General features: G+C 67.9%; 9 protein-coding genes. 6 read left to right on the forward strand and 3 right to left on the reverse strand.

Annotation, left to right across the window (positions count from 1 at the left end; translation table 11 throughout):
• Window positions 1-133 precede the first annotated feature (133 nt).
• Window positions 134-295 carry a DUF692 family multinuclear iron-containing protein gene (locus tag QZY48_RS33775; RefSeq protein ID WP_295439045.1) on the forward strand — a complete coding sequence of 54 codons (162 nt, stop codon included), beginning with the start codon at window positions 134-136 and terminating at the stop codon, window positions 293-295.
• Window positions 292-822 carry a DNA-binding domain-containing protein gene (locus QZY48_RS33780; protein WP_295439047.1) on the forward strand — a complete coding sequence of 177 codons (531 nt, stop codon included), beginning with the start codon at window positions 292-294 and terminating at the stop codon, window positions 820-822. The genes QZY48_RS33775 and QZY48_RS33780 overlap by 4 nt, the downstream gene beginning before the upstream one ends.
• Window positions 823-1,127: 305 nt before the next feature.
• On the opposite strand, the gene QZY48_RS33785 is transcribed toward QZY48_RS33780, so the two are convergent.
• Window positions 1,128-1,580 (reverse strand): zf-HC2 domain-containing protein, encoded by a 453-nt coding sequence (locus tag QZY48_RS33785; RefSeq protein ID WP_295439049.1) that lies wholly within the window; start codon window positions 1,578-1,580, stop codon window positions 1,128-1,130.
• A 35-nt stretch (window positions 1,581-1,615) separates the two neighbouring features.
• Window positions 1,616-2,032, reverse strand: a complete 417-nt coding sequence (locus tag QZY48_RS33790) for a hypothetical protein (protein ID WP_295439050.1) — start codon at window positions 2,030-2,032, stop codon at window positions 1,616-1,618.
• Between the two features lie 421 nt (window positions 2,033-2,453).
• On the opposite strand from QZY48_RS33790, the gene QZY48_RS33795 reads away from it, so the two are divergent.
• The 4 genes from QZY48_RS33795 to QZY48_RS33810 all read left to right on the forward strand — a co-directional run bounded on the left by QZY48_RS33795 (window position 2,454) and on the right by QZY48_RS33810 (window position 7,352).
• Window positions 2,454-2,888, forward strand: a complete 435-nt coding sequence (locus QZY48_RS33795) for a GNAT family N-acetyltransferase (protein ID WP_295439059.1) — start codon at window positions 2,454-2,456, stop codon at window positions 2,886-2,888.
• A gap of 256 nt (window positions 2,889-3,144) precedes the next feature.
• Window positions 3,145-5,046 (forward strand): alkaline phosphatase PhoX, encoded by a 1,902-nt coding sequence (locus tag QZY48_RS33800; protein WP_295439051.1) that lies wholly within the window; start codon window positions 3,145-3,147, stop codon window positions 5,044-5,046.
• A gap of 359 nt (window positions 5,047-5,405) precedes the next feature.
• Complete coding sequence (gene ppk2, locus QZY48_RS33805; RefSeq protein ID WP_295439053.1) at window positions 5,406-6,326, forward strand: polyphosphate kinase 2; 921 nt, start codon at window positions 5,406-5,408, stop codon at window positions 6,324-6,326.
• 72 nt (window positions 6,327-6,398) lie between these two features.
• Entirely contained in the window at window positions 6,399-7,352 is a 954-nt protein-coding gene (locus QZY48_RS33810) for an acetylxylan esterase (protein ID WP_295439055.1), read from the forward strand.
• Window positions 7,353-7,611: 259 nt separating this feature from the next.
• Here the strand turns inward: QZY48_RS33810 and QZY48_RS33815 are convergent, their stop codons facing one another.
• Complete coding sequence (locus tag QZY48_RS33815; protein ID WP_295439057.1) at window positions 7,612-9,594, reverse strand: VTT domain-containing protein; 1,983 nt, start codon at window positions 9,592-9,594, stop codon at window positions 7,612-7,614.
• Window positions 9,595-10,759 lie beyond the last annotated feature (1,165 nt).

The raw sequence follows: 10,759 nt of genomic DNA on the forward strand, positions 1-10,759 counted from the left end.
CGAGGGCGCCGGTTGCGCGGCAGTGCTCCGTCCGCTGGCCCGGTCGTAACAGCCGAGTCGGTCCCGGTCCGCCGCGATGGCCGCACAGGCGGCGATGCCGGACGCCGCGGCCTGGGCGAGCCCCGGGCCGCCGATGAACAAGGAGGTCGCGAGGACCCTCGCGCGGATCGGTCCCCAGCCCACCTTGATCGAGTGGGATAACGACATTCCGGCCTTCGATCGACTCGACGCCGAGGCCCGGCGCGCCGATCAAAGCCTGACGTGCCCGGGTCTGGTCGCGGGGCTCGCCGCATGAACGCACTTTCCGCCTGGTGTGCGGCGCTGCTCGACCCGCGGCGCACCATCCCCGCCAGCCTCGTGACCTGGAACGGGTCCGACCCCGTGCAGCGCTTCGCCGTCTACCGCAACAACGTGACGGTGTCGCTCATGCAGGCCCTGGCGGACACCTTCCCGGTGACCCTGGCCGTCGTTGGCGACCTGCGCTTCCGCGACCTGGCACGCGCCTTCGTACGCACCCAGCCGCCGCGCTCGCCGGTGCTGGCCGGCTACGGGCGCGGCTTCGCGGCCTTCGTCGCCGACCAGGAGGCGGCCGCGCGCTGGCCCTGCCTGCCCGATCTGGCCCGGCTGGAACTGGTGTCCATGTCCGTCGGCGACTGCCGCTTCGTCGGCGCCTTGCAGACCGGCGCCACGCTGGGCGCGGCCACCGTGATCGCCGCCGACCCCGGCGACGGGACTGATGCGGGCTTCGATCTAACCCGCTGCCTGGCCGTCCTGCTGCGCGAGCAGGTCGTGACCGGCATCACCATCGCCACCCGGACCTGAGGCAACTGCCATGACCGAGCCCACAGCGTCGCTACCTGGCCGCGACCGGACCCGGCCGTATCTCCCTGGACCACTGGATCAAAGCCTGGGCCATCCGCGGCTGACCACCCGCCGCGTTGCGCCGCGGATGGCCGACTGCCGTCATGGCGGCAGGATGCCGCCGCCCAGTGTCAGCGGGCCTCGATCATAACCCCGGCCACCCTGCCGGGCGAGCGGTCGCCCGTCCGCACAGCGGACCCTGCGGCCCCGCGCCCGTAGGGTCCGCTGTGCGGACCAACGGCCCCGCAGTCGGCGCGGCGGCCCGCTCAGTCGCCCCCCGATCGCGAGCGCAACGCCTTGCGCAAAAAAGCCATTTGTTCGCGGTATTGGTGGCAGCCGCCGCACATCAGGGTGTGCAGGCGCAACGCCAGGCGCTCACGCCAAGTGAGCGGGCGGTCGAGTTCCTCCGACATCAGTCGGGTGGCCCGTCTGCAGTTCATCATCGACATGGACTCCGTGCACTCAGCGAGCGAACCAGGTTGCCTCAAGGCAAACACGCAGTCCCATGCGGGCACCGCTGAGATGCGAATGTTGTCGAGGCCCAAGGTCCCGCCCGCCAAGCGGCTATCCGCGTCTTCGGCCGCCCAACCCCCGGCCGCCACGAACAGGGAGGCGAGCGCCCCCTGGCTCCCGCGGTTTACGAAGTAGTCCATCCCCATCAGTTTTCCGTCGAGAAAGGCGAGACTGGGTCCGGCCTGGGCCGCGAAGCGCTCGTTCATCGACTCGGTGAAAGTGATGGTACCGATCGTGAGCCTCAATCGGTGAGTGCGTGCAGGAAGGCGACCAGTGACTTGATATCTCCTTCGGACAGGTTCTGGGACTGAAGTTCGTTGGCCGCGGCGATGTCCAGCCGATCGGCGGGGGTCAACTGCAAGGCGAAATCCCGATCGTCGATCGGCGGGTTGTCCGCCCCGGCGGCAGTGAGTATTGCCTGGTTGGTGTCATACCCATTGAGCGCCGCGACCGGATTGAGGTGATGGCGAACAACCGCTTCCAGGGTGTTGTAAGCCCCGTCGTGGCCCCACGGACCGGTGAGGGCGGTGTTGCGCAGTGAGGGGGTGCGGAAGCGGTAGTTGTCCGCTGCCTCGCCGGTTTCGCGGCCGCGCCCCCGGTCGCCGAGACCAGCACCGGCGGCTGCCGGGTCGCCCTTGCCGGGTCCAATCTGGGGCATCGCGATGGCGTGGTACCCGTGATCCGTCTGTAGGGGACCACTGTGGCAGACGGAGCAACCGGCGCTGCCGTAGAAGCGCAGCAGGCCGCGTATGGCGTCCGCCGACGGGTGGGTTCGATCGCCCTTGAAAGGTGGCGAACGCCTGGCATCTGGGCTAAAGTCTCTCGCGGCAGGACCTTCGGACATCTTTTACCACCCTGGGTTAGTTTGCACTTCCAAGGGTATGAAAGTTCAGAGGTCCTGCCAACCCCTTCGACACTTATAACCGACTTCCGGGCTTGGTCTTGGGCGGATTTATGATCAAGGCCCCCGGAAGCGTCTGGAGCGCTACGCCCAGGCCCGGGGTTTGAAGACGGGATTCGTCATCGAACAGGCGCTTCTCCACCATCTCCAGGCCCTCGATGCGCTTTCTGCGGAAGCCGTGATCCCCCGCGCCTCGTGGTCACCGCCGAGTCGGGCGAGTGGTTGTTGCGCCGACTGGCCGCTCAGGAATCCCCAAACCAGGCCATGCGCGAGCTCTTTGACGAGGTACCGGAACCCAGCCGCGGCGAATCTTGAGGGGCCTGATGATCCGTTGCCGACGCTTCGCCTGGCGAGACTGGCAGTCGCCCGGCAAGCCCAGCGCCGCGGGGTTGGCCGGGCCTCGCTACGGTTCGCCCTGACCCTTGCCCGTCGGATGGCCGCCGAGGTCGGCTGTGTCGGCGTGGTTGTCGATGCGAAGCCCGAGGCGCGGTCGTTTTATCTCCGCTATGGCTTCGAGTCCTTGTCGGCAGTCGAAGGTCTGCTGGACGAGCGACCAGAGCCGACACCGATGTTCCTGCCGCTCTCGTCCATTCCATGCCCAGACAAAGCCTGATTCGGCGCCATGCCAGGGCGACATGAAAGCTCCCTGGGGGAGCGGGCTGCGGTCGCGATGCGGCGCCGCGGCGAACTCCGACGCTGCGTTCCGCGCGCGACCCGTCGCGGCTGAAGCCGCTCCCACAACGTCGCTGCGCGACGTTCACGGCTCCGGGCCGCGCCGCGGCCTCCCGCGGTAACAGTTCAGCAACCTTTGCACGGCCGCGGCGGGTTAGGATCGCGGCTGCGAACCCCGTTCAGTCCTGGAGTTTTTCATGCGCATCCGTGCCCTCTGCGTCGCCCTCGCGTCCGTCTGTACCCCGCCGGCCCTGGCCCTGTGTCCGGGCGGCGCTCCCCCGGCCCGGGTGGAGTTCACCGGGATGCCGGCACCGGTCAGCGTTGACGAGAAGGCGGCGGTCTATACCGGCGCCAGCCTGCGGATGGTCTGCGCCGACGGCGCCACCACCGAACTGCCGCTGCGTTACCACCAGCTCATGGCCACCGGCGAGCGCGTGGGCGAGGCGGTGGTCGGCGGGCTCTTCACGGCGGCCGGGGCGGCGCTGACCGATCGCGATGGCCCACTGGCGTCCGACGGCCCGGACGGGACCTCGCTGATCCAGGTCGAGGGACTGACCGTGCCCGGGGGCCTTGGTCATCCCCTGGCGCTGGTCACCAACTTCGAGTACCGGGAGTTGCCCCCCAACGACGGCAGCAGTACTGGCTCCTTCTGGTCCAAGCTTCCCGCCACCGTCGGGCTGACGCTGCTGGACCAGGACCCGAACAGCGGCCTGCTGACGGCCAAGGCGTATCGGGCGATCGACTTTTCCGGGGTCCACGGCAATTGGATTCATTGCGGCGCCACCCTCTCCGGTTGGCAGACCCACGTGGCCTCCGAAGAATACGAACCCGACGCCAAGGTCCGCGGCGGGGCTGCCCGCGCGGCCGACTCCGACGACAAGGCCGACCTTGCAAGCTTCAGCCGCTATTCCTTCGGCGACCCGGCCGCCGCCAATCCCTACCACTATGGGCTGCTGCCCGAGATCACCGTGGCGGCCGACGGCAAGACCGGCGTGGTCAAGCACTATGCGGCCGGCCGCTACGCCCGCGAGATGCAGATCATGGCCGCGGATGAGCGCACCGCGATCGGCGGGGACGACGGCAAGAACACCGGGCTCTTCATGTTCGTCGCCGATAAGGCGCAGGACCTCTCCGCCGGTACCCTCTACGCCGCCCGGCTCACCCCGGCCGGCGCGGTGAACGGGGAGCGCTTCAACCTGCAATGGATTCGACTCGGCCACGCGAGCGATGCGCAGATCAAGGCGCTGGTGGATCGCGGTATCCGGTTCAGCGACATCTTCGACGTCGCCCTGACGGACCCCGGTGACCCCAGCTTTACCAAGGTCGTCACCTATACGGGCACCGAGTGGCTCCGGCTCAAGCCGAGCGCCGCGTTCGATACGGCACTGGCGGCCGCCTTTCTCGAGACCCGCCGCTATGCCGCCCTCCTGGGCGCCACCACCGAGTTCTCCAAGATGGAGTACATCGCCTACAACAAGGCCGACAAGAAATTCTATCTGGCGATCTCACGCGTCGAGGCGGGCATGGCCGACGGGGCGGGCGCCATCCAACTGGCACGCAACGACGGCGGCCTGGTGCTGGAGATGGACACCGCGGGCGGCCGGCAGGACAGCAGCGGCACCGCAATCGACAGCCCCTTCGTCGGCACGACCTTGAGCCCGATCCCCGAGCTGACGGGCGGCTGGCAGGGCGAGGACAAGAAGGACGCCGAAGGCAATGCGTGCAGCCAGGACCGGGTCTGCGGTCCGGACAACCTGGTGTATGTCGAGGCGATCCGCACCCTCTTCATCGGCGAGGACACGGGCCGGCGCAACAACAACTATCTGTGGGCCTTCAACCTCGACACCCGCAAGCTCGCGCGGATCCTCTCGGCGCCCATGGGCGCGGAGGTGACCGGACTGGCCGTGGCGCCGAATTACCACGGCCACGCCTATATCATGGCCAACTTCCAGCACCCGGGCGACGAGGATATCAAGGGCTACAAGGGCGCCGACCGCGCCGCGGTGCAAGCCAGGATCAACGCGCTCTGGGACAACCGCAAGAAGGCCGCGATCGGGTATCTCGGTACCGATCAAGGCGCCCTGCCCGCTTGGCAGTAAGCTGGAAGGAGAAAGGGCGGGCAACGCCCGCCCAACCGAGTAACGAGTCAAGGACACGTTAAACACAAGCGCAATCGTTGTCGTTGTCGTAATCGTAGTCGGAGAGGCGATGCAATTTAGGGTGCGAGAGAATCAGGGGTACGACGATAAACTCGATTACGACAACGACAACGACAACGGCGCTAAGAGTATTCTCCAATGGACCTTCTTGACTTATTAGTGAACTATGCCTAAGACCGCCTTCGGCACCGAACGACGCCGATGGTATAGTGTGACCACTTGGCCCTCTGGCACCCGGACCGGCACGCGGTCGCGCGCCATGGGGCACACGCTACCCTCCCCAGAACGGAGCGAATACGATGAACCGCGACGACCACGCACCCGCCGTCAAGGATTGGCTCGCCGCCGAGCTCGAGGATGAACTCGACGAAGACTATGAACTGGAGATGTCCGAGCCCGAACTGTCGCTGGAGCTGCGCGCGATCTTCAAGCGCAAACACCCGGCGACGCTCGATCGGACCACCTACTTCAAGGCCCTGCTCAGTCTCCAGGCGGAGCTGATCAAGCTCCAGGACTGGGTGGAGCATACCGGCGAGAAGGTCCTGGTCATCTTCGAGGGGCGCGATTCGGCCGGCAAGGGCGGCGTCATCAAGCGCATCACCCAGCGGCTCAACCCGCGGGTCTGCCGGGTCGTGGCCCTGATCAAGCCGACCGAGCGCGAGCGCTCCCAGTGGTACTTCCAGCGCTACGTGCCGCATCTGCCGTCGGGCGGTGAGATCGTGCTGTTCGACCGCTCCTGGTACAACCGCTCGGGGGTGGAGCGGGTCATGGGCTTCGCCAGCCCCGATCAGGTCGAGCAGTTCTTCCAGGACGTACCCGAGTTCGAGCGGATGCTGGTACGCTCCGGCATCCGGCTGATCAAGTATTGGTTCTCGATCACCGACGAGGAACAGCAACTGCGCTTCCTGATGCGTATCCATGACCCGCTCAAGCAATGGAAGCTGAGCCCCATGGACCTGCAATCGCGCGTGCGCTGGGAGCAGTACACCAAGGCCAAGGAAGAGACCTTCGCCCGGACCAACATCCCCGAGGCGCCTTGGTACATCGTCGAGGCCAACGACAAGAAGCGCGCCCGGCTCAACTGCATTCACCACTTGATCGAGCAGATCCCCTACGTGCCGGTGCCCCATGAGGAGGTGACCCTGCCCGAGCGGGTCTTCAACCCGGACTACGAGCGCGAGCCGCTGCCGCCGGAATTGCACGTCCCGAAGCTTTACTGACCTCCGGCCCGCAAGGGCGCGTGGCCGGAGTGATGATCAATGCCCGATCCGTGCCTATCGAGCCCTCCATTGATGCCCTTCACCCACAAATACCCGTTCGATCCCAGTTACGGATATAGTCTGGATGACCTGCGCGCCGTGGCGCCCCCGCCCGAGCCCGCCGATTTCGCGGCCTTCTGGACGGCGCGTTACCACCGTGCGCTGGGGGTGGTACCGAACCCGCGTTTGCGGTCTTCGAGTGACGCCCATCCGCGCTTTCAGGTCCATGACCTGGAATACGCTTCCACTGACGGCTTTCCCATTCGCGGCTGGCTCCTGACGCCGCGCGATGGGCTGCCGCGACGCGGCTTCGTGCTGGGTCACGGTTACGGCGGGATCGAGTGCCCGCCGCTGAACCTGCCCCGCGCCGACGGGGCCTATCTGGTGCCCTGCTTTCGGGGTCTGAGCCGCAGCCGGCGCCCGCCGATCTCGCCGGACCCCAACTGGCATGTGCTCCACGACCTCGATCAGCGCGATCGCTACATCCTGGGCGGCTGCGTCGATGATGTCTGGACCGGGGTCTCGGCCCTGCTCGGGATCTTCCCCGAGTTGGCGGGGCATCTGGGCTATCTGGGCCTCAGCTTCGGCGGCGGCATCGGGGCCCTGGCCCTGGCCTGGGACGAGCGGATCGCTCGGGGCCATCTCAATGTGCCGAGCTTCGGCCACCAGCCCCTGCGGCTGCGCCTGCCCAGCACCGGCAGCGCCGCCGCGCTCCAGCGCTACGCCCGCACCGCGGGCGGGGTCCTCGACACCCTGGCGTACTACGATTCCGCCATTGCCGCCAGGCACATCCGCAGTCCCATGCAGGTGGCGGCCGCCGTCTTCGACCCGGCCGTCGCCCCGCCCGGTCAGTTCGCGGTCTACAACGCCATCCCGGGCGACAAGCGGCTGTTCGTGCTTGAGGCCGGACACTTCGACTATCCCGGCCGGGCCCGTCAGGAGCAGCAACTGCTGGCCGAACTCTGGGCCTTCTTCGCGCCGCTGTGAGGGTGAGACTTCAATCCACGTAACTCGTTGTCGTTGTCGTTGTCGTTGTCGTAATCGGAGAAGCGACGCGCTTTGGGGTGCGAGAGAATCCCGGACGCTACGATAATCTCGACAACGACAACGACAACGACAACGAAAATGGCGCTCCAGGGCCGTAGGGTCCGCTGTGCGGACCGCAAACCTCGCCGTCGGCTGAGGGGCCGGGGTTATGATCAAGGCCGCACGGCGCACCCTACGCCAATTGGTCCAGGCAATTTCGTCAGGGGCTACCAGGCTCAATCAGGACAACCCCGGTGCCCGGTTCGCTGTGGGTCACGAGCCCGCCCGTCCCCCCGCTGAAGTCGGTCGGCAAGTCGAAGTCGTGCGGGATCGTGGCCGGGACGACGACCAGCTCGAGCACCACGTCTTTGCGCTGGCGGCTGACATTGCCGACCCACAGCGGCGTGCCGTCGTCCAGCCGGAAACCCGCGGGCCAGAGGCGCAGCACCTCGCGCCGGTCAGGTCCGGCGGCCCTGGTCAGGATCAGGACCTCGTGGCGGCCGTCGTGGACCTGGGGGATCACCGGCAGTTCGTCCAGCGGCAGGGAGGGTGACAGGAGCCGCATGGCGTTCTCCCAGTCGAGCACCAGCGCCGGCGCCCAACCGGCGGCGCCGAGGGCGGCGGTGAGCGCCGCGGGGTCACCGGCGTATTGAATGCTCAGAGGATGGCGGTTGTGCCGGCTCAGGTCCTCGCGGTGGTGCGGCAGGCGGGCCCCGCCGGTGTCGTGCCAGGCGCTGCGTGCGACGATCGAGGTGCGCTCGGCCGGGGTCAGCCGGGCCAGTTGCCGGTCACCGGCGATCCAACTGTGCAGGGCGAGCCCGCCGACCAACCCGAGCGCGGCGACCGCGGCGAGCACCCCGGAGCACCGCCGCAAGTGGACATGACGATGCAACGCGAGCCCCAGCGCGGCGACCCACACCAGCCCCAGCGCGCTGCTGTCGACCACGCCGGTCAACCATTCGGCCCCGAAATAGACGCGCGCCACGGCGACCGCCGCGATCGTCGTCGTCGCCAGGGCATAGGGCGCCCACCGGTACCGCTCGGGCAGGCCGCGCGCGATGGAGACGGCAAGGAACCCGTAGACACAGGTCGCGAGCAACACGGGGCCGCTGGGGAAGGACCAGGGCAGGACCAGTTGCAGCCCGAGATCGGGGCGCGGCACGGCCAGCAGGGCGCCGAGCAGCGGGGTGGCGACCAGGGGAAAGGCAGCGGCGGCCAGCCAGTAATGACCATGGCGCACCTGGCCCTGTCGGCGCAGCCAGACGAACACCAGCACCACCAGCGGCAGGACCACGGCGGGCGCCCCCAGCGCGGCGAGGCGCACCATCAACCGGTCGCCCAGCGGGTCGCGCAGGCTCTGGCCCAGGTCCAGGGCGGCGCGATCGAGCGCCAGTTCCGGCGCGGCGAACTGGGTCAGGCCGGTGATGGCCCCGACCAGCAGGGCGCCCAGGATCAGCAGGAAGGCGAAACCGGTCAGGGCGCGGGCGTCCGGGTGCCCGGGGTCGGCCAGGGCGTGGGCGAGACGGCCCATGGTCGGGTGCAGGTCGGACCAGCGCAGCAGCGCCTGGAGCCAGACGCTGGCGTGGGGGGCGAGCAGGCGATAGACCCGGCGGGCGAGCCAGAAGGCGAGCACCAGGGCGCCGAGCAGGAGCACCGCGAGGATGACCAGCCGCCACGCCGCCTCCGCGGCCAGCTTCAGCGAGGCCCCGAGGACCATGCCCGGCAGGAAGAAGATAAGGGTCTGGGCGATCCCCGAGGTGACGTTGGCGGCATAGAAGCGCCGCGGCGGCATCTGCAGCATCCCGGCGACCAGCGGCACTATGGCCCGGCTGGGTCCGGCGAAGCGGCCGATGGCGATACTCCAGCCGCCGTACCGGTGAAAGAATTCCACGCCCCATTCGAGTTGCCGCGGGTAGCGGGAAAAGGGCCAGAGGTCGTGCAGGTGCGCACGGTAGTGCCGGCCCACCGCGTAACTCAGGCCATCGCCGACGATGGCGCCCGCGGACGCCGCGGCGAAGGCCGGCCAGAATGAGATGGCCCCGGTGGCGACCAGGGCGCCGGCCCCGATCAGCGACACCACCCCCGGCACCACCACCCCGATCACCGCCATGGATTCGCCCATGGCGATCAGAAACACGGTGACATAGGTCCAGCCCGGGTGACCGACCACCCAGGCGTCGATGCCTTGGAACAGGTCTTCCATCGGCCTAACAGCCCCGCGGCGTCGCCTGACCGGGATCGGTCCGGGCGGTGGCGACGGCCGCGCGCCTGGCCGTTGCGCCGGCCTTGACCATCGTTCCGGCCAGTGGCGTTGCGTCCGCAACCGGAGGTCGCGGCTTCAGCCGGTGGCGGCTCCCGAGATATCCAAGAGAAATCAGTGGCGCCTGCACGCCGGACCGGCTAAAGCCTCGACCTCCAGTGGCCGGAGCGACGATCAAGGCCGTCGCGCCCGCCAGGCCGACCTTGGCCGACGCGTCCGTCAGGCGCGCCTTACCCGCCCTATCCATGGCGATCGGCTGGCCTTTGGGCGTCAGACGGGAATACTGGTGGGGCGGCCGTAATGATGACAGGCGCATAGACCTTGGCGATGAATTCGCAGACCTGGGGGCCGGGCGGATGCCGCACGGCCATGGACCGAGCCTAGCAGGGAGATATGGCCGCCGTGTGACGGTCGGCCTTGATCAGCGCACCGGCCGCCAAGCACCGGTCCGCGTCCTGGAGTCCAAGGCTTCAGCCTTGGATGGGTTGCGCCAAGGCGCAAGCCGCGGACCCCAGCCGGGCGCCGCTGGCTGGAACCATGATCGAGGCCCCCGTGCGATTCAAGACTCGACCTTGATCGCGCCGGCCACGACTTGCCGCAAGCGGCCGGGTTCGTTGCGCACCGCGGCAAGCAGTCGCTCCCCATTGTCCGGCCGCTGACCGCTCTCCAGCAGCTTGTGATCACCGCGAGTCGCTAAGCGTCGCGCAGCGACGCCGTGGGAGCGGCTTCAGCCGCGACGGGCCGCACCGGGAACCCAGCAACCCAAATCCGGGAATTGCTCACACAAAGACACAAAGAACACAAAGAAAAACAGATCATTGAAAGCGTTGCACCGATCACCGCCGCCCAGGTGATCTCCGCGACCGACATATCGCTCTGAAAATCTTTGTGATCTTTGTGTCTCTGTGTGAGAACTGCTCTTTCTGGGGTGAAGGTAAAGCCGCTCCCACCGTGGGCTTTCATGTTTCGGTGTAACGGACAACCCGGCGACCTGGAGTCCAAGGCTTCAGCCTTGGACAGATTGCGCCAAGGCGCAAGCCCCGGCCAGCCACCTCTAAGGGTGACATTCGTCGCGGCCTGGGGGCCGCTCCTACGGCGTAGGAGCGGC

The organism is uncultured Thiodictyon sp. (genome assembly GCF_903828115.1).
In the GTDB taxonomy this organism is placed as follows: Bacteria; Pseudomonadota; Gammaproteobacteria; order Chromatiales; family Chromatiaceae; genus Thiodictyon.